Genomic DNA, 20,124 nt, shown 5'->3' with positions numbered 1-20,124 from the left:
AGGTCCAGAATGAAAAACGCCGCCTGATCTGCATCAGGCGGCGTTCATGACCGTAGTTTATGGAACGACGACGTCTTTAGATGTTCTCGTCCAGTTTCACACAGTCAACAAAATATCCGCGCTTGCCATCGACTTCGCGTTTCACCAGACCATGCACATCCGTCTCGAAGCCGGGGAAGCGCTCGTTGAAGTCGCGCGCGAAGCGCAGGTAGTCGACGATGGTCTTGTTGAAGCGCTCGCCCGGGATCAAGAGCGGGATGCCCGGTGGATACGGCGTCAGCAGGATGGACGTGATGCGGCCTTCCAGTTCGTCGATGGCCACGCGCTCGATCTCGCGGTGCGCCATCTTGGCGAACGCGTCCGACGGCTTCATGGCGGGGATCATGTCCGACAGATACATTTCCGTCGTCAAGCGCGCCACATCATAGGCCTTGTAGAAATCGTGGATTTGCTGGCACAGGTCGCGCAAGCCCATTTTTTCGTAGCGCGGGTTGGCGGCCGCAAATTCCGGCAGGATGCGCCACATCGGCTGGTTCTTGTCGTAGTCGTCCTTGAACTGCTGCAACGCGGTCAGCAAGGTGTTCCAGCGGCCCTTGGTGATGCCGATGGTAAACATGATGAAGAACGAGTACAGGCCGCATTTTTCAATGATGACGCCGTGCTCGGCCAGGTATTTGGTGACGATGGACGCGGGTATGCCCGTCTCGCCGAACTGGCCGTCCAGCGACAGTCCCGGGTTGACGATGGTCGCCTTGATCGGGTCGAGCATGTTGAAGCCGGGAGCGAGGTCGCCGAAGCCGTGCCAGTCGTCCTCGGCGCGTATCATCCAGTCTTCCTGCTGGCCCATGCCTTCGTCGTTGAAGCTGTCCGGACCCCACACCTGGAACCACCAGTCCTGGCCCCATTCCTGGTCGATCTTCTTCATGGCGCGGCGGAAATCGAGCGCTTCCATGATCGATTCTTCCACCAGGGCCGTGCCGCCCGGCGCTTCCATCATGGCCGCGGCCACGTCGCACGAGGCGATGATGGAATACTGCGGCGAGGTCGAGGTGTGCATCAGGTAAGCCTCGTTGAAGGCATCCTGGTCCAGCTTGACCGTATCCGATTCGCGCACGAGGATTTGCGACGCCTGCGACAGGCCGGCGAGCAATTTGTGCGTGGACTGGGTCGAGAAAATCATCGATTCCTTGGCCCGTGGACGGTCCTTGCCGATGGCGTGCATATTCTTGTAGAAATCGTGGAAGGTGGCGTGCGGCAGCCATGCTTCATCGAAGTGCAGGGTGTCGATCTTGCCATCGAGCATTTCGCGCAGGGTTTCCACGTTGTAAATCACGCCATCGTAGGTCGATTGCGTGATGGTCAGAATGCGCGGCTTCTTGTTCTTCGCTTCGCGCGCGAACGGGTTCGCCTCGATCTTGCGGGCAATGCTTTCCGGCGTGAATTCATGCAGCGGGATGGGGCCGATGATGCCCAGGTGATTGCGCGTCGGCATCAGGAACACGGGAATCGCGCCGCACATGATGATCGAATGCAAGATCGACTTGTGGCAGTTGCGGTCGACGACGACGATGTCGCCCGGCGCCACGGTCGAGTGCCACACCATCTTGTTCGAGGTGGACGTACCATTGGTGACAAAATAGCAATGGTCGGCATTGAAGATGCGCGCCGCATTGCGCTCGGACGCGGCGACCGGGCCCGTATGGTCGAGCAGCTGGCCCAGTTCCTCGACAGCGTTGCAGACGTCGGCGCGCAGCATGTTTTCACCGAAGAACTGGTGGAACATCTGGCCGATAGGCGACTTCAGGAACGCCACGCCGCCCGAGTGGCCGGGGCAGTGCCACGAATAGGAGCCGTCATTGGCGTAGTGCACCAGCGCGCGGAAGAACGGCGGCGACAGGCCATCGAGGTAGGATTTCGCTTCGCGGATGATGTGGCGCGCGACGAATTCCGGCGTATCTTCGAACATGTGGATGAAACCATGCAGTTCGCGCAGGATATCGTTCGGAATGTGACGCGAGGTGCGCGTTTCACCGTACAGATAAATCGGGATATCGGCGTTCTTGTAGCGGATTTCTTCAACGAAGGCGCGCAGCGATTTCAAGGCGTGGTCGGTTTCCTCGACGGAGCCGGCACCGAACTCTTCATCGTCGATCGACAGCACGAAGGCCGATGCGCGCGATTGTTGTTGGGCAAATTGCGACAAATCGCCGTAGCTGGTCACGCCCAGCACTTCCATGCCTTCTTTTTCCATTGCGGCGGCAAGGGCGCGAATGCCCAGGCCGGACGTATTTTCAGAACGGAAATCCTCGTCAATGATGACGATGGGGAAACGAAATTTCATGCATGTCTCCAAAAAAGCAAGCCGCCCCTGACAGATGTGAAGGGGCGGACTAGGCGCGACGGTCAGGCGGTAGTACAACCCGGCAGCCGCAGAAAAAAAATAAGAACGGGATTCTCGCAGAAATGCGGCATCTGCGGGAAAAAAATATCGTAGCAAAGCGTCACCAGCATGCGCTAGCGTGACGCAACGGTGTGACAGGGGTATTACAGCAACATTCTGGCGATCTCTATCTCTATCACCTTATCAGGCTTTGCGTTCCAGCGTGACAAAGGCGTACGGCAGGCCGGATTTCTCCGAGACATGCGCTTCGCGCGCGGTTTCTTGCCACACGGCATGGTCCACGGCGGGGAAAAACGCGTCGCAGTCAAACGTCTGGCCGATTTCCGTGATGATCAAACGCTGCGCCAGGGCCAGTGACTGCCGGTAGATTTCCGCGCCGCCGATGACATAGCCTTGCGCGCCATCGAGCAGGGCGATGGCCGCTTGCACCGACGATACCGCTTCCACGCCCTCATGGCGCCAGTCGGCATTGCGCGTAATGACGATGTTGCGGCGGTTCGGCAGCGGACGGCCGATGGAATCGAAGGTCTTGCGGCCCATGAGGATGGGGTGGCCCGTCGTCAAACGCTTGAAGTGCGCGAGGTCTTCCGGCAATTTCCATGGCAAGGTATTGTTGATGCCGATGCCGCCTTGCTGGTCGGTGGCGACGATGATGGTCAAATGGCTCATTGCTTCTGTCAAAGTAGTTGGGGCATGGCCCGATGCCCGTCATTATCGTTGAAATTGCCGGACGCCTCCAGATGCGCACGCATGGCTTGCGCCAGCGCGTCCGGCGCTTCCAGCGGTATCATATGGCCCGTATTGTCTTTTAGTAAATGCAAGGTAGCCTGCGGCAGGCGGGCGGCCATGGCGCGCAGGTCGTCGGGGTTGACCAGTTTGTCGTCTTCGGCGCCCACGATCAGCACGGGGAAATCGAGTTCCGGCAAGCGCGCCATCAGGTCGGGGCGATCGATTGTGGTGAGAAATTGCGCCAGCAGCACCTCCTTGCCCAGGTCCAGCCCCATCTGCTGGATCAGGCCCGTGATGGCCGCGTCCTGCAGGTGCGCGGGATGCAGCAGTTCGCGCAGGCGCTGGCGCGTGATGCCCGCGTAGGCATTGCGCTCAAGCATGGCGACGATGCGCTGGCGCGCGCTAATTTCAGCCGGCGGCAAACCTTGGGCCGAATTGGCGATCAAAGTGAGGGATTTCACATGCTGCGGGTGCGCCAGCGCGTGTTCGAGCGCCAGGTAGGCGCCCAGCGAAAAGCCCACCAGGTGGGCTTGCGAAGCGCTGTGGCTGGCGATCATCGATTGCATCTGCGCGCGCGTGCGCGCCTGGTGCAGGGGCACGTGCTGCAGATGAAAGGCGTCACCCAGGGCTGGGGCCAGGCGCGACCACAGGCGTTCATCGCACAGGGTGCCGGGGATGCAGTCGAGTCGTATCTTGTTCAAGGACAAACCTGGGGGATAGTAAAATTTTTGTCGAGCGGCATTATCCGTCATTTTGCGCATCGGGACAGCCGTACGGTATTTTCCGCATGGCATTATTTTCAATAGTGCGCGGCTGACAAGCAGGAACTTTATGGTAGGCTCATGGCTCATCAAGCCGGGGTACCGGCGACGTGACCTGAAACACCGAATGCAACCCACTCATTACTAAAGAGGAATTACCATGGCGATCAGTTTGCAAAAAGGCGGCAATGTCAACCTGAGCAAGGAAGCTCCCGGCTTGAATAAAATCGTGATTGGCCTGGGCTGGGACCCGCGCGCCACCGATGGCGCCGCATTCGATCTGGACGGCAGCGCCTTCCTGCTGAAAACGGATGGCAAGGCCCGTTCCGACGCCGATTTCATTTTTTACAATAACCTGAAGTCGGTTGACGGCTCCATCGTCCATGCGGGCGACAACACCACCGGTGGCGGCGATGGCGATGACGAGAAAATAGCCATCGACCTGGCCAACGTGCCGGCCGACATCGACAAGATCGCCATCGCCGTGACCATCCACGACGCGGAAAACCGCAAGCAAAACTTTGGCATGGTGGGCAAGGCCTACATCCGCTGCCTGAACGGCGACAACGGCGCGGAAATCGCCCGCTATGACCTGTCGGAAGACGGCTCGACGGAAGCGGCCATGATCTTCGGCGAAATCTACCGCGCCGGCAGCGAATGGAAATTCAAGGCTATCGGCCAGGGTTTCAAAGGCGGCCTGGGCCCACTGGCCCGTTCTTTTGGTATTAATGCGTAAAAAGCATGTTGACGCCTGAAAGGGCGTACCTTTGCCGGGCGGCCACGCTGCCCGGTTTTGCTTCTCCTTTGTATCTCCCTTCTTATCTACCTGACTCCATGGAAAACCTGATCAAGGGGCAGCGCCTGGCGCTGTCCGGCCTCGTCACGGGCAATGTCGTGCAACTGGGCCTCGCCAGCGCGGGCGTGGCGCTCGATTTTGCCTGTTTCGGCCTCGATGCCGCCGGTAAATTGTCCGATGACCGCTACATGACTTTCTTCAACCAGCCGCGCACGCCGTGCGGCGGTGTGGAAACCTCGGCGCCGTCCGGCGATGCGGCCGGTTTCAGCTACCAGCTGGAGCGTTTGCCCGCGTCCATTGAACGCCTCGTCGTCACGGCCGCCATCGATGGGGCGGCCAGCATGGCGCAGCTGGCCAGCGGCTACCTGCGCCTGCTCGACGGCGGGCGCGAACTGGCCCGCTACGCGTATGCGGGTGCTGATTTTGCGCAAGAAAAAGCCGTCATGCTGGGCGAGTTCTACCGCAAGGACGGCGGCTGGCGCTTCATGGCCGTGGGCCAGGGTTTCAATGGCGGCCTGGACGCGCTGGTCGCGCATTTTGGCGGTGTAGTGGCGCAGGCGGTCGCGGAACCGGCGCCGCCATCAAAAATTTCCCTGTCGAAAATTTCGCTGACCAAGGCGGGCCAGACGCACAAGGTGTCGCTGGAAAAGGGCGCGGGCGCGCCAACAAAACTCACCGTCAAGGCCACCTGGGTCGATAACGGCGATGGCGACGACGATAACGACGATCTCGATTTAAGAGTCGGCATCCTCTTGCCGAATGGCCAGATGCGCTTCATCCAGGCGCCGGACACGGCAGGCAGCTTCGACGTCATGCCGTATGTGCGCCACCTGGGCGACGTGGCGGGCGCATCGGGCAAGGAGCCGGCCACGGAAACGGTGGAAGTCAATCCTGCGCTGGCGCAGCACTACGGGGGCACGGTGGGCCTCGTCTTCAGCGTGTATTCGGCGCTGGCCAACGGCGCCGTCCCGGTGGCGTCCATGCGCCCGAAAATGGTCATGCAATACGGCCAGCAGATCGTCGAGTGCGACTTCGACTTCCGCCTGTCGAAGGCGGCCGCGGACGAGACGGTCTACACCTATGTGATCGGCATGGCGCGCATCACGCCCGACAGCATCATCCTGGAGCCGTCCGGCAAGACGTCGGAGCCCGGCAGCGAAGCGACGCCGTGGCTGAGCTGGCAGGGCGAGAACCTGCAGCTGGCCTTTAACGGTCCCGTCGTCTTCAAGGGCGAGGACAAGGAAGACGAAGATGATTTCAACGCGGACAATCCGCGCCGCTACATCGCCTAGGAGACACTGATGGAAACCTTGTCCAAGGGTCAGCGCTTGCCGCTGGCCAATCTCGTTCCCGACGGCGTGCTGGAAATCGGCGTCGCCGCGCAGGGCCTGGCGCTCGACGTGGCCTGTTTCGGCCTCGATGCGGCGGGCAAATTGTCCGACGAGCGCTACATGACCTTTTTCAACCAGCCGCGCACGCCGTGCGGCGGCGTGGAAGCGCGTGCCGGCAGCGTTGACGACACGGCTGAATTTGCCTTGCAGCTGGCGCGCTTGCCGGCCGGCATAGACCGCCTCGTCGTGACGGCGTCCATCGATGGCGGCGGCGTGATGTCGCAGCTGCAAGCTGGCCACGTGCGCCTGCGGGCGGGCGGGCGCGAGCTGGCCCGCTTCGCGTTCGCGGGCAGTGATTTCGCACAGGAAAAAGCCGTCATGCTGGCAGAAATTTACCGCAAGGATGGCGGCTGGCGCTGCATGGCCGTGGGCCAGGGTTTTAATGGGGGACTCGATGCGCTGGTGCAGCACTTCGGCGGCGAAGTCGACCAGGCCGCTCCTGCGGCGGCTTCGGCAATTCAGCAAGCGAAGATCAACCTGGAAAAGCGGGTTGAACGCGAGGCGCCGCAGCTGGTCAGCCTGGTCAAGCAGGCGGGCGTGTCGCTGCAAAAAGTGGGCCTGCTTGACCACCGCGCCAAGGTGTGTCTGTGCCTCGATATTTCCGGCTCCATGGGACGGCTATATAAGGAGGGGCTGGTGCAGCGCTTTGCCGAGCGCATCCTGGCCTTGGGCTGCAAGTTCGACGACGATGGCGAGATCGACGTTTTTCTGTTTGGCAAGAACGTCCACCATCCGGCGCCGATGGCCTTGAGCAACTGCAATACCTACGTGGGCCAGGCCATACAGCGCCATCCGCTGGAAGGCGACACGCGCTATGGTGCCGCCATGCAGGCGATCCGCGCGTTTTATTTCCCGGACAAGGCCGGCGGCGAGCGCACGCGGCCCGTTGCCGCCGAGCTGCCCGTGTATGTGATGTTCGTCACCGATGGCGGCACCAGCGACCAGGCGACGACGGAGAAGCAATTGCGCTGGGCCAGCAATGAACCCATCTTCTGGCAATTCATGGGCATCGGCAAGGGGCGCAAGTCGAAAAGCAAGTTTCTCGCCGCCTTTGCCGATTCGGATTTTCCCTTCCTGGAAAAACTCGACGAATTGCAGGGACGCCTGGTCGACAATGCCAATTACTTTTCCGTCAGCTCGCCCGACGAGCACAGCGATGCGGAGCTGTACGATTTGCTGATGACGGAATATCCGGGCTGGCTGAAACTGGCGCGTAGCAATGGCTTGCTGAGGTAGCGTAAAGGTCATCGGATGAGGCTGTACGACCACAAGTGGAAGAGATTTGTAAATTGAAGTAAATAACAATGGTTCGCATTTGCTTTGCGCAATGGAGTCGTGGCATGCTTGAGCTGTGCCCCCACATGTGCCCTCACGCCGCGGCGTAGTGCCTCATCCGTAGCGTCTCGATTATTTTTTTAAGCAAATGCATAAAATCCTCTTTCACTGTCTGGCGGGCGGCAGCCTGCTCGTCTCGGGCGCCGCTGTCCAGGCGCAAACCGTCACCGGCGACGCCGTCGTCAAGCCCGCAGCAGCACCAGTGTCGGCCAAGGCGCCCGTCGCCGAGTCTACGCCTTCCGTCAGCGTGACGGCCGAACGTCCCACGGGCCGCATCGACCGGCAAGTCTACGACGTCAAGTCCGACGTGGGCAGCAGCAACGGCACGGCGGCCGATGCGCTCAACAATGTGCCATCGGTGGCCGTCGATCCCGACGGTTCCGTGTCTTTGCGCGGCAGCAGCAATGTACAGATATTGATCGATGGCAAGCCGTCGGCCATGCTGCAGGGCGATGCGCGCGGCGCCACCCTGAACGCCATGGCGGCCGACGATATCGAATCGGTGGAAGTGATCAACAATCCCGGTGCCCAGTTCGGCAACGAAGCCGGTGGCGGCCCCATCCTGAACCTGGTGATGCGGCGCAACCGCAAGCCGGGCGGCTTTGCCACCGTCAACGCGAATGCGGGCATCGCCGGACGCTACAACAGTTCCGTCTCCGGCAGCTACAACGAAGGGCCGTGGGGCTACCAGGGCGGCATCAATGTGCGCCATGACGGCCGCAATTCCGTTGGCGAGGTCAGCCGCGAGCGCCTGGAGCGTGGCACAGACGCCTTCGCCCCCAGCAGCCAGCAGTCCACCAGCAATGGCTTGAACGACTCGCTGGGCTTGCACGGTACGGTGAATTACAACCTGAACACCAACGACACCCTGGCCGCCAGCGTGTCGTATAACGGGCGCAGCAACGACCAGCGTTCGCTCGACCGCTACATCAATGGCGACAGCACGGGTAGCACCATCGGCGACTATGTGCGCAGTACCGTGCGCAATGGCGACAGCCGCAATTACAGCTGGGGTGCGCGCTACGACCACAAGGGCGAGTTGCCGGGCGAAACCCTCAAAATCGACCTGCGCGTGTCATCCTCGACCAACGAGAGCGACAGCGATTACGTCAATACCTACGCGGTGAAGCCCTTGAACGCCTTCGATAGCCGCGCGCGCCAGCACAGCGAGACGGGCAACCGCATCGTCGACTTCAGCGGCGACTATGAGCGTCCGCTGGCGGGCGGCACGGCCAAGCTGGGCTACAAGGTGGCCGATAACAAGAGCAGTTTCGATACTTTATATACAGACATCAACCCGGCCAGCCTGGCGGAGACCATCAACCCCATGCGCAGCAACCGTTTCGAGCTCGACGAGCGCACCATCGCGCTGTACGGCTCCTACCAGATGCGCCTGACCGAGCGCTGGGGCGCGCTGGCCGGCTTGCGTGCCGAATATACGGACTTGAACGTGCGCCAGATCACGGGCGGCGTCGAGGCCGGCAACAACTACGTCAACTACATCCCCAGCCTGTTCGCCACGTATAAAGTCAGCGACGAGAGCAATTTGCGCTTCAGCTATGCGCACCGCCTGCGTCGCCCCAGCGCGGGCGACCTGAACCCGTACGTAATCTACCGCGACGAGTTCAATGTGTCGGCCGGCAATCCGAAGCTGAAACCCACGCAGACGGATTCATTCGAGATCGGCTATGAAACCAAATTGTTTGGCCTGGAAAGCAGCTTGCGCGCCTACCACCGGCGCGACACGGATGCCATCGTCGATTACCGTTACTTTATCAGCGACAATGTGCTGCTGACCACGCGCGAAAACGGCGCAGGCAGCCATTCGAGCGGCCTGGAGTTCAGCGTCAGCGGCAAGCTGACGCCATCGCTGACCCTGAACACGAGCGGCAACCTGGCGCGCAGCCAGCAGACCAGTTCCGACGACCTGGGCAACCGCAGCACGCGCACGGCGAATGCCCTGAGCGGCCGCGCGCGCCTGAATTACCAGTTCGATGCGGCGAATCAGCTGCAGCTGGCCCTGCAAATGCAGGGCAAGATGCTGTCGGGGCAGGGTTATCGCTCGCCGAACAATACCTTGAATATGAGCTGGCGCCATACGGTGACGCCGCAGCTGAGCCTGGTCATGAACGTGACCGATGTGTTCAGCAGCAACAAGATGGAAACCGTCATCAACAGCGCTTCCCTGCGCGAGACGAGTACGCGCCGGTTTGATGGACGGATGATTTATGTGGGGCTGTCGTACCGCCTGGGCGGTGCCACCTCGGCGGCGAAAGAGGGCGAGCGCGAACCGCGTTTCGGTCCGCCGGGCGGACGGGGGGCAGGCGGCCCCGGCCCGGGTGGGCCGGGAGGCGAAGCAGGCTAGGCCGCCAGCGCGATCTCGTGCAGGAAGTAGATGAAATCGTCCGTATGGAGCTCGAAGCGCCATCCGCCCGTGCCATGTTCGGCGCGGTACACGGGCAAGTCGCCGTCGATGCTTCTTTCCTCCAGGTCCACGCAGTACGGGTCGCCGCCCGCATCGGCTATCACCACCAGCTTCGGCGGCCAGGCCGCGATTTTGCGAAGGCTCACGGCATGGACGGAGTAGCCGTGCTGGGCCTTGACCAGCTCGGCCGCGCCGTACAGGTGCAGGCCCTGGGGGAAGCGCTTGCCGTCGACATGCACGCGCAGCGGCGAATACCATTCCAGGAAGCGGCGGTAGATTTCCGGCAAGACCCAGTGCGCGTCGATCCCGGCCATGTCCGCGGCGCTGGCGAGCGTCAGCCAGTTCGACGGTTGCGCCAGGTCCTGTTCGCGCTGGCGCCGCAGCGCCAGTTTTCGCTCCAGGAAGGTGGCGGCCATTTCCAGGCGCGACAGCGGCCGGGTCAACGTCTCATGCGTGACGGGCGCCTTGTAGCCGGCACCGTCAGGATAGCCGTCCGCTTGCCAGGCCAGCACGGTATCGAGCCGCAGCTGCTCTGCCTTCCAGTGGCCGGGATCGGACGGCAAGCCCTGGTCAAACGGCTGGCGGCTGAACACGGCCAGGCTCTTGATCGCCTTGGCGCGCACTTCCAGGCGCGTGGCGCCGGACGCTGCCAGCGCCACCAGTGGCGCATACGCCTCCACGCCTGTACTTTTCAGCAAGCCATCGATGCCCCAGTACGCCAGTGTGGGCTGCTCCAGTGCCCAGGCGAAAAAGGCCGCATGTTGACTGCCATCCACCAGATGCACGATATCCGTCATCAAAAAGCTGCGCCAGTGCAGCAGTTGCCCATCGCGCGCATACGCCGTCAGGATATCGAGCACGGCCAGCCGGTCGTCGGGCGCATGCTTTTTCAGCAGCCGCTCTTTCAGCCGGGCGAACTTGCTGCCATCCGTCTCGTCAAACAGCTTGCGGTGCAGGGCGGCCAGCGGTGCGACCGCCATCAGACGGCCATCGCCGCCTTGATGGGCGCATGGTGTTCATAGCCTTCCAGCGAGAAATCCGACGGTTCGATCTTTTCCAGCCATTCCGGCTCGTACTTGCCCGTCTTCGCGTAGTCGGGCACGCGCTCGGAAATGACGAAACGGGGCGCCGGGAACGGCGTGCGCTTCAATTGTTCTTCCACCATGTCGAGGTGGTTTTCATAGATGTGCGCGTCGCCGATGAAATACGTGAACCAGCGCGGCGTGTAGCCGGTCAGGCGCGCCACCAGGTGCAGCAGGGCGGCGCCTTCGGCGATGTTGAACGGCGTGCCCAGGCCGATATCGTTGCTGCGCACATATAAACACAGCGAGATTTCGCGCGTGCTGGCGTTCGGGATGAACTGGTACAGCAAGTGGCAGGCGGGCAGGGCGACGGCGTCCAGCACGGCCGGGTTCCAGCCGTGGAACAGGATGCGCCGGCTGCCCGGGTTCGTCATGATGGTATCGAGGCACTCGCGCAACTGGTCGACGGCCTTGTACAGCAGCACTTTTTGCACGCCATCCTCGACGAGGGGGGCGATCAAGGTAAAACCGTTCGCTTGCGCGTCGGCAATTTGCGCGGGCTGGTCGGCGGCCAGCAGTTTATATGCGGGCCACTGGCGCCATTGCACGCCGTACACGGGGCCCAGGTCATCCTCGCCTTCGCGGTAGGGATTGGCCAGCCATTGCGCGTTTTCATTGGCGTTCTGGTCCCATACTTTGCAGCCCAGCGCGCGGAACTCGGCCGCGTTGCGCGAGGCGCGCAAAAAGGCGCACAATTCGCCGATCACGGATTTGAAAGCCAGTTTCTTGGTCGTCACGGCAGGGAAGTTGCCGTTGGCCAAGTCGAAACGCATCATGGCGCCCGGCACGCTCAGGGTGCGGATGCCCGTGCGGTTGTCTTGCCAGCTGCCCGTTTCGAGCACGGTCTTGATCAAATCTTGATATTGCTGCATGTATTTCTCCAACGGTAAGGATGGTGATTGTAACGCAGGCGCGACAGGCGGGCTGCCGTCCGCACACATAAATGCGCTGCCGTTTCCCCTGCAAACATGACTCTGTGGTAATTTGTGTGTCCTTCAAGAAATACACAGAAACGGCAGATGCTGCACCATGTTCTTGCGACAATTTGTGAATAGTAATAACGCCGCCGTGGTGGAAATGAGCAGGGCAGATTTTCTCAAGGCCAACCTGCGCCTGATCCTGGCCTGGCCCCTGCTGGGGCTGGTCCTGTGCGCGGTGCTGTGGACGGCCACCTTGCTGCAGCTGGAGGCGGAAAAGAAGGTGGCGCAGCAGCAGGCGCTCGACAGCGTGTCTTCCCTGTCGAAAGCGTATGGCCAGTATCTGCTGCGCACGCTGGAACAGATGGACCAGCTGACCTTGCAGCTCAAGTATGAGTGGGAAAATTCGCGCGGCCAGCTGCGCCTCGATCAATTGAAGACGCAGGGCATGTATGCCTTGCCGCAATTTGCCATCGTCGCCATCCTCGACCGCAAGGGCCACCCCGTGACGGCCACGGCGCCGCTGCAGCAGCTGCGCGTCAACGAGCGCAGCGATTTCCTGCTGCGCCACTGGCGCAGCAATTCCAGCGCGCTGCGCATCGCGCTGGGGAAGGCCATTGCCGCCAGCGAGGCCACAGTGCCCGGCACCGACGAAAGCCTCGTGCATTTCACGCGCCGGCTGGAAGACGAGGATGGCAATTTTGACGGCGTGCTGCTCATTTCCATTCATTCCAGCTATTTTTCCGAATTCTATAACAGTGTCAATTTTGGCAAGTTCGGCATGTCCGCCATGGTGGGCGAGGAGGGCGAGCTGTTCAGCACGCGCCTCGGTGCGCGCGTGTTGCCGACACAGAACGGTGAAGGCACGCCGTTTCTCGACACCAGCTTCCTGGAAACGGAGAGCGGCGCCATGCATTCTGGCGGCAGGATTGCTTTTTCCGACAAGCAAAGCCGTTATGTAGGCTGGCAGGCGCTGAAAGCCTATCCGTTTACGGCTGTGGTCGGCCTGTCGGACGGCGAAATGCTGCACCCCTATGAAGAAACGCGCACCATTTACATCGGCATCGCGCTGGCCGTCACCGTGCTGCTGCTGGCCTTTGCCGCCGTCGCCACGGTGCTGTCGCTGCGCCTGGCGTGGCGCCACCACCAGTCCGAAGGCGTGCGCAATGCCTACCGCATGGCCACCGAAGGCACCAGCGACGGCTTTTACATCATTTCCGCCCTGCGCGGCACGGATGGCAGCATCCTCGACTTCGAGATCGTCGACTGCAACGAGCCGGGCGCCGGCTACTTTGGCGTGCGCCGCGAGCAGTTGCTGGGCATGCGCCTGCAGTCGCGCGCCCACGAGCCGTATTTCCGCGACCTGATCCATAACTACCGGGCCGCCATGCAGTCCGGCTTTTCCGAGGAAGAGATCGAGCTGCCGGAAGGCAACCCGTTCAAGCTGCGCTGGATACGCCGGCGCCTGGTACGCAGCGGCGACCGCCTGGCCGTCACCCTGCAAGACATCAGCACGGCCAAGGAGCACGAGCGCGACTTGCGCCGCCTGGCCAATGAAGACGGCTTGACGGGCTTGCCCAACCGCTACTGGCTGCAGCAATTCCTGCCCGGCGCCCTGGGCCGCGCCGCCATCGCGCGCCAGATGCTGGCGCTGCTGTTCATCGACCTCGACGGTTTCAAGGATATCAACGACACACAGGGCCACGCCGAGGGCGACAAGGTGCTGCGCGCCGCCTCCTTGCGCCTGAAGGCCGTGCTGCGGCCGGGCGACCATGTGGTGCGCCTGGGCGGCGACGAATTCGTCGTCGTGCTCGACCCGGTGGAGGACGACAGCCGCGCCGAACAGGTGGCGCAGCGCATCGCCATCGCCTTCGACGAACCGTTTTACCTGGGCAGCGAACGCCACAAGATGGGCGCCTCGATCGGCATCAGCCTGTATCCGCGCGACGGCGCCGAGACGGAAGTGCTGCTGAAGAATGCCGATATCGCCATGTACGCCGTGAAAGTTGCGGGCAAGGGCCATCACCGCTTCTTCCAGCCGGAATTGTTCGAAACCATACGCAACCGCCGCGAACTCGAGCAAAGCCTGGTGACGGCGCTGGAGCAGGACCAGTTCCTCGTCGTCTACCAGCCGCGCGTCGACGCCATGAGCGGCCAGCTGTGCAGCATGGAGGCGCTGGTGCGCTGGCACCACCCGCAGCATGGCATGGTACCGCCGCTGGAATTCATCCCCGTGGCCGAGAGCAGCGGCCTGATTTCGCAGCTGGGCGAGGTCGTCATCGAGAAGGTCTGCCTGCAAATGGCGCGCTGGCAGGCCAGCGGGCTGGAAATGGTGCCCGTATCGATCAACGTCTCGGCGCGCCAGTTCGGCCGCGGCGACGTGCACCAGGTGCTGGCGTCCGCGCTGACGCGCCACCGCATCGATGCGCGGCTGATCGAGGTGGAAATCACGGAATCGGCCATGATGGATGAGCAGAACCGCGCCGTGGAGCAGCTGTCGGCCATCCGCGCGCTGGGCGTGCGTCTGCTGGTCGACGATTTCGGCACCGGCTATTCTTCGCTGTCGCAGCTGCAGAAGTTCGCCATGGATGGCTTGAAGATCGACCGCGCCTTCACCATGGAGCTGGGCCGTTCGGAGCAGGGCGAGGTCTTCGTGCGCGCCATCCTGTCGATGGCGCATGCGCTGGGCATGAGCGTGGTGGCCGAAGGGGTGGAGACGCGCGAGCAGCTCGACATCCTGCGCGCGCTGCAATGCAACGAAGTGCAGGGCTATTTCATTTCGCGCCCCGTGCCGGCCGAACAGATGCTGGGGCTGATGCAGCAGCGCTTTCTGATACCGCTTCCAGCCCCCGTCATACCCCCTGCAGCCCCGTGATGGGCGAGAAAAACAACGCTGTTTCATAAAAAGAGCGAACGTTCGCTTTTTTTTAAAAAATATTATATGCTTCGCTCATGCCGTCAGTGAATTGGAGTTCACGGCGGCAAGAACAGTGCAAGACGGGTGAGGTTGAGCTACCCGAGACCATGTGACGAAGACACTTCATATAATAAAGAGAGACTAACTTGAAACATAAATATCTGCCCCTCCTCATCGCCGTCGCATGCGCCGGCTTGGCTTCCACCGCCCAGGCATCGGGCTACCGTTTCGGTTCGCAAAGCGTTTCCGCCCAGGGTACGGCCGATGCCAGCGGCGCCGAAGCGGCCGACGCGTCGACCATTTTCTACAACCCGGCCGGCCTGTCGCGCCTGGAGGGCACGCAGTTCGTGGGCGGCGGCACCCTGGTGGTACCGCATTCGACGTTCCAGGACAAGGGATCCTTCAATTTCACGGGCAAGCCCACGGGTGGCACGACCAAGGACTACGTGCCGAATGCGGTCTTTGCGCCTGCCGTGTATGCCAGCAAAAAAATCGATGAGCAATGGACCGTCGGCATGGGCCTGTTCGTGCCCTACGGCGCCAAGCTCGATTACGGCAACAGCTGGAGCGGCCGCTATGCGATCACCAACATCAAGCTCGAAGCCATCGCCCTGAATCCTTCCGTTTCGTTCAAGCTGGACCAGCACCACTCGTTCGGTTTCGGTATCACGGCCGAATACATGAAGGCGGAACTGGGCCAGGCGGTGGACGTACCGGGTACGGTCAAGGCCCTGAGCGCGAATCCGGTCATCTCGGGGGCTTTCCTGGCGAGTGTAGCTAAGGCGCAAGGCCTGGCTGCCGCGAATGCGGCCGGCATTGCACTGCAGGGCGCCAAGGATGGCCACGCCTCGATGGATGGCAACGACTGGGGTTTCGGCTTCAACCTCGGTTATCTGTACCAGATGAATGAGGGCACGCGCTTCGGTGTTTCCTACCGTTCGTCGATTTCGCACAAGCTGAAAGGCGACACGATCTGGGACTTCTCGCAAGTGTCGAACAATGCGGCTGTGAATGGCTTCATCAGCGGTGCATCGGGCAAGGTCAATTCCAAGGCGCTGGTTGAATTGCGCACGCCGGAAACCGTATCGATCAACGCCTTCCACCAGATGGATGATCGTTGGGCCTTGATGGGCGACGTCACCTGGACCCGCACTTCGCGTCTGCAGAACCTGGACATCCAGTTCCCGCCGACGGCCGAAGGCGCCGAGCGCATTCGCCAGAACTGGAAAGACACTTACCGCGTCTCGCTGGGCACCAACTACAAGTACAGTGAAAACCTGCTGTTGCGCGCCGGTATCGCCCACGACCAGGCACCGGTACCCAGCGCGGAACTGCGCCACCCGGCCTTGCCGGACAGCGACCGCATGCAGTATTCGGTCGGCGCGAACTGGAAGCTGAACGCCAATTCCTCGATCGACCTGGCCTACAGCTATATCGACTTCAAGGATGCTGACGTCAACTACAAGAATCTCTGCTCGCCGGTGCTGACTGGCTGCACCGGCAACGGTGAAACCACCAAGGGCCTGTTCAAGACCCGCATGCAGTTGATCGGTCTCGCTTACAACTACAAGTTCTAAGCAGGTAGTGGCGGCCGACCCGGCCGCCATGAAAGGAAAAAAGCGCCTTCGGGCGCTTTTTTTTGGCACGATTGTGGTGGCGTCGGGTTACGCGCTGCGCGCTAACCCGACCTACCCGACCTACCCGACCTGCGCTGCTCAGGTCCTGGCGCGCATGGCCTGGTCCAGCAAGGTCAATGCCAGCCGCACGCTGTCGTCGGGCAGTTCCAGCAGGTTATCTCCCACATACCATTCCACCACGCTGTGCCCGGGCAGGGCGGCATGGCTGGCGCGGGCAAACAGCCAGATGCCGTGGTCTTCTGCCACCTGGTTGCGGATGGCGAGGGCGCGCTCGCGCGAGACGGGCAAGTGCAGGTGCAGCATGTTGGCCTGCGGCTGGGCGGGGTTGACGGCGATGTTCGGAAAGTCGCGCAGCAGCGCGTACAGCCACTGCGTGCGTTCGAAATAGCGGGGCATGGCGGCGAGGCGCGCGTCGAACTGCATGGCGGCGGCCACCACGTAGGGTGTGCGGTGCACGATGTTGCCGCCCTGGCGGTGGAACCACGCGCGCGCCCGTTCGACAAAGCCGCGGCTGCCGGCCAGCATGGCGCCACCGAGGCCGCCGATGCCCTTGTACAGCGACACGTAGACGGAGTCAAAACCATCGCAGATGGCGGGCAGGGGCTGGCCAAAACCCGCTTGCGCTTCCCACAGGCGCGCGCCATCCATGTGCAGGTGAATATTGTTGTCGCGGCAGTGCCGCTTGATGTCGTTCAAGTCTTCCCAGGACGGGCACTGGCCGCCGATTTCGCGCATCGGCAGTTCGACCTGGACGGCGCCCAGCGCATCGGGCACGGCACGCAAGTCGTCCACCGTCCACGGACGCTGCGGGTCGCCGATCATCAAACCCTTGAAGTGATCGAGTAATGCATGGTTGCCACGCTCGTGGCGCAGGATGTGCGACGTGGGATGCAGCGCCACCAGGCGCGAACCCCGGTCCTGGCAAGCCAGGCGCAGGGCCGTCACCTGCGTCATGGTGCCCGTGATGCAGAACACGGCCGCCTCGAATCCCAGCAGGCTGGCGACCTTGTTTTCGAACCGTTCGATCAGCGCGCCTTCGCCATAGGTATCGTGCGCAACGTCGTTGGCTTCGCACCAGGCGGCCATGGCGGCGAAGGTGGCCGCTGGCGTGGGCTGCCAGTGGCCCGGCAGGACGGTGTGGCAGCGCTGGCGCAGCTCAAGCTCGTTCACGGTAGTTCCTTACAGAGTGGCCGTGGCCAGTTTCGCGCCAAAACCGATGAACATGGCGCCCACGCCGCCGCCCATGCCGGCCGACAGGCGGCGGCGACGGCGGAAAGTCTCGGCCAGGCGCACGCCGACAAAGATGATGGCCGTCAGATAGCTGAAGCTGATTACCTGGCAGATCAGGCCCAGGCCGATGAAGGACAGCACGGGATTCGGGAAGGCCGGGTCGACGAACTGGATGAAAAACGAGATGAAGAACAAAATGGCTTTCGGGTTCATCAGGCTGATGATCAGGGCCTTGCGGAACGGGTCGCTTTCCTTGACGGGGGCAGGTACGGCAGCCGCTTCTCCTTCAGCGGGAGCGGGCGCGCGCAGCTTGCGCCAGCAGCCTATCAGCATCTGCAGGCCGATCCAGCCCAGGTAGGCCGCGCCGATGTATTTCACGACATAGAACAGGGCCGGGCTGGCTTTCAGCAGGGAGGCCACGCCGCAGGCCGACAGCACCATCAAAATCAGGTCGCCCGCGAAGATGCCGAAGGCGCCCTGATAGGCGGGCCGCACGCCGCGCTGCGCGGCCACCGACAGCACGTACATGGAATTGGGGCCGGGCAGGATGACGATGAAGATGGTCCCCAGTAAAAAGGTCCAGAAATCGGTGATGCCCAGATTGGCGTGGAAAAGTGCGTTCATGATTATTCCGCTGGATTGAGCTGTACGTGATGGAATTGCAGGGCCGCCAGATTGGCATAAATGCCCCCGAGCGCAACCAATGAGGCGTGCGTGCCCGTCTCGACGATCTTGCCGTCTTCCATGACGATGATGCGGTCGGCCCGCTGCACGGTGGCCAGGCGGTGCGCGATGATGACCGTGGTGCGGCCCACCATGGCCGCTTCCAGCGCTTTTTGCACCAGGCGTTCCGATTCCGCGTCCAGCGCGCTGGTCGCTTCATCGAGCAGCAGCAGCGGCGGGTTTTTCAGCAGGGCGCGGGCGATGGCGATGCGCTGGCGCTGGCCGCCGGACAGGCGCACGCCCCGTTCGCCGAGGAAGGATTTGTAGCCGTTCGGCAGGCGCTCGATGAATTCGTGGGCGGCCGCCATTTTCGCGGCCGCGATGACTTCCTCGTCGCTGGCGCCGGCGCGGCCGTAGCGGATGTTTTCCATGGCGTCGGCCGAGAAGATCACGGTATCTTGCGGCACGATGCCGATGGCGTCGCGCAGGGTGTGCAGGTCGAGCTGCTTGATGTCCACGCCATCGAGGCGGATGCTGCCGCTTTGCGGGTCATAAAAACGTAAAAACAGCTGGAACAGCGTGGTCTTGCCGGCGCCGGACGGACCCACGACGGCGACCGTTTCGCCGGCGCGGATATCGAGGCTGACGTGGTCGAGCGCGTGGGTGTCCGGGCGCGACGGATACGAGAACATGACGTCGTCCAGCGACAGCGAAGCGCCGTTCGCGGCGCGCGCGGGCAGCGGCAGTGGCGTGACAGGCGACTCGATTTCCGATTTGACGGCCATCAATTCCAGCAGGCGCTCGGTGGCGCCGGCGGCGCGCTGCGCTTCGCCCATCACTTCAGACAAGGCGCCGATGGCGCCGGCCACGATGGACGCGTACAGGATGAACTGGCCCAGGTCGCCGCCCGTCATCGTGCCTTCCAGCACGGCGCGCGCGCCCAGCCACAAGACAAACACGATGGTGCCGAAGACCAGCAGAATCGCGATCATCGTCAGCAGGGCGCGGGCGCGGATGCGGCGCATGGCCGTCATGAAAGCGCCTTCGACGGAGTCGCCGAAGCGCTTCGATTCGATTTTTTCGTGCGTAAACGCTTGCACGGTGGGCATGGCGTTGAGGATTTCGCCCGCCATGGCCGAGGCGTCGGCGATGCGGTCCTGCGAATCGCGCGACAGCTTGCGCACGCGACGGCCAAACACGATGATGGGCACGACGACGAGTATCAGCAAGCCGATGATGATGCCGGCCAGCTTGGCGCTGGTGACGAACAGCATCACCAGGCCGCCCAGGAACAGCAGCACATTGCGCAGCGCCATGGAGATGCTGGTGCCGACCACGGCCTGGATCAAAGTCGTGTCGGTGGTGATGCGCGACAGGACTTCGCCCGTCTGCGTGGTTTCAAAGAAGGCGGGGCTTTGCGTGACGACGTGGCGGTACACGGCGCTGCGGATGTCGGCCGTGACGCGCTCGCCCAGCCACGACACCGTATAAAAGCGCGCCGCCGTGGCCAGCGCCAGGATGGACGCCACGCCGAACAGGGCGAGGAAGACCAGGTCGACATGCTGGATGCTTTTCGATCCGGCCGCGCCGCCGAAGCCCAGGTCGATCATCTGCTTGAACGCGGCGGGGATGGCCAGGGTCGAGGCGGCGGCCACCACCAGCGCGATACCGGCCAGGAAGAACTGCTTGCGGTACGGCGTCAAAAAGGGCATCAAACCCTTGAAGGCGGCCAGGCTGCCTTTCTTCAGTTCGCGGCTGGTGCCGGTGTCGGGGGACGGTGTGGTTGCGGTGGTACTCGTGCTGCCTGTTTCTGTGCTGGTTGTCATTGTTTTTCGCTTTG

General features: G+C 62.3%; 14 protein-coding genes. 6 read left to right on the top strand and 8 right to left on the bottom strand.

The window, feature by feature from the left end:
* Positions 1-76: 76 nt before the first annotated feature.
* The 3 genes from K0F86_RS24565 to K0F86_RS24555 form a co-directional block, all read right to left on the bottom strand.
* Positions 77-2,341, bottom strand: a complete 2,265-nt coding sequence (locus K0F86_RS24565; RefSeq protein WP_071076848.1) for an arginine/lysine/ornithine decarboxylase — start codon at positions 2,339-2,341, stop codon at positions 77-79.
* 243 nt (positions 2,342-2,584) lie between these two features.
* On the bottom strand, positions 2,585-3,070 hold the full coding sequence (locus K0F86_RS24560) for a dihydrofolate reductase (protein ID WP_219136759.1): 486 nt from the start codon (positions 3,068-3,070) through the stop codon (positions 2,585-2,587).
* Positions 3,071-3,078: 8 nt separating this feature from the next.
* On the bottom strand, positions 3,079-3,831 hold the full coding sequence (locus K0F86_RS24555; RefSeq protein ID WP_257572345.1) for an alpha/beta fold hydrolase: 753 nt from the start codon (positions 3,829-3,831) through the stop codon (positions 3,079-3,081).
* 220 nt (positions 3,832-4,051) lie between these two features.
* Between K0F86_RS24555 and K0F86_RS24550 the strand changes: the two genes are divergently transcribed.
* The 4 genes from K0F86_RS24550 to K0F86_RS24535 all read left to right on the top strand — a co-directional run bounded on the left by K0F86_RS24550 (position 4,052) and on the right by K0F86_RS24535 (position 9,778).
* Positions 4,052-4,627 (top strand): TerD family protein, encoded by a 576-nt coding sequence (locus tag K0F86_RS24550; protein ID WP_219136757.1) that lies wholly within the window; start codon positions 4,052-4,054, stop codon positions 4,625-4,627.
* Between the two features lie 98 nt (positions 4,628-4,725).
* The gene (locus K0F86_RS24545; protein WP_219136756.1) at positions 4,726-5,979 is read left to right on the top strand and encodes a TerD family protein; all 1,254 of its coding nucleotides are present in this window, start codon (positions 4,726-4,728) and stop codon (positions 5,977-5,979) included.
* Positions 5,980-5,988: 9 nt separating this feature from the next.
* Positions 5,989-7,314 carry a VWA domain-containing protein gene (locus tag K0F86_RS24540; RefSeq protein WP_219136755.1) on the top strand — a complete coding sequence of 442 codons (1,326 nt, stop codon included), beginning with the start codon at positions 5,989-5,991 and terminating at the stop codon, positions 7,312-7,314.
* A gap of 187 nt (positions 7,315-7,501) precedes the next feature.
* Positions 7,502-9,778 (top strand): outer membrane beta-barrel family protein, encoded by a 2,277-nt coding sequence (locus tag K0F86_RS24535; protein WP_219136754.1) that lies wholly within the window; start codon positions 7,502-7,504, stop codon positions 9,776-9,778.
* Here the strand turns inward: K0F86_RS24535 and K0F86_RS24530 are convergent.
* A complete protein-coding gene (locus K0F86_RS24530; RefSeq protein WP_219136753.1) occupies positions 9,775-10,818 on the bottom strand; it encodes an SMI1/KNR4 family protein in 1,044 nt (347 codons plus the stop codon). The two genes, K0F86_RS24535 and K0F86_RS24530, sit on opposite strands and share 4 nt — an antisense overlap.
* On the bottom strand, positions 10,818-11,792 hold the full coding sequence (locus tag K0F86_RS24525) for a thymidylate synthase (protein ID WP_219136752.1): 975 nt from the start codon (positions 11,790-11,792) through the stop codon (positions 10,818-10,820). Before K0F86_RS24525 ends, K0F86_RS24530 begins: the two co-directional genes overlap by 1 nt.
* A 175-nt stretch (positions 11,793-11,967) precedes the next feature.
* On the opposite strand from K0F86_RS24525, the gene K0F86_RS24520 reads away from it, so the two are divergent.
* Positions 11,968-14,712 carry an EAL domain-containing protein gene (locus tag K0F86_RS24520; protein ID WP_257572344.1) on the top strand — a complete coding sequence of 915 codons (2,745 nt, stop codon included), beginning with the start codon at positions 11,968-11,970 and terminating at the stop codon, positions 14,710-14,712.
* A 188-nt stretch (positions 14,713-14,900) separates the two neighbouring features.
* The gene (locus K0F86_RS24515; RefSeq protein WP_219136750.1) at positions 14,901-16,331 is read left to right on the top strand and encodes an OmpP1/FadL family transporter; all 1,431 of its coding nucleotides are present in this window, start codon (positions 14,901-14,903) and stop codon (positions 16,329-16,331) included.
* A 138-nt stretch (positions 16,332-16,469) separates the two neighbouring features.
* Here K0F86_RS24515 and K0F86_RS24510 read toward each other — a convergent pair whose 3' ends face one another.
* Genes K0F86_RS24510 through K0F86_RS24500 form a run of 3 tightly spaced genes read right to left on the bottom strand, consistent with a single transcriptional unit; the run spans position 16,470 to position 20,110 of the window.
* Complete coding sequence (locus K0F86_RS24510; protein ID WP_219136749.1) at positions 16,470-17,561, bottom strand: low specificity L-threonine aldolase; 1,092 nt, start codon at positions 17,559-17,561, stop codon at positions 16,470-16,472.
* 9 nt (positions 17,562-17,570) lie between these two features.
* On the bottom strand, positions 17,571-18,245 hold the full coding sequence (leuE, locus tag K0F86_RS24505) for a leucine efflux protein LeuE (protein ID WP_219136748.1): 675 nt from the start codon (positions 18,243-18,245) through the stop codon (positions 17,571-17,573).
* 2 nt (positions 18,246-18,247) lie between these two features.
* Entirely contained in the window at positions 18,248-20,110 is a 1,863-nt protein-coding gene (locus K0F86_RS24500) for an ABC transporter transmembrane domain-containing protein (protein ID WP_219136747.1), read from the bottom strand.
* Positions 20,111-20,124: the final 14 nt, after the last annotated feature.

The sequence above is a fragment of the Janthinobacterium sp. UMAB-60 genome, from assembly GCF_900095235.1.
Classification (GTDB): domain Bacteria; phylum Pseudomonadota; class Gammaproteobacteria; order Burkholderiales; family Burkholderiaceae_D; genus Janthinobacterium.
The sequence above is the reverse complement of the archived record's forward strand: the minus strand, read 5'-3'. Positions and strand labels throughout refer to the sequence as shown.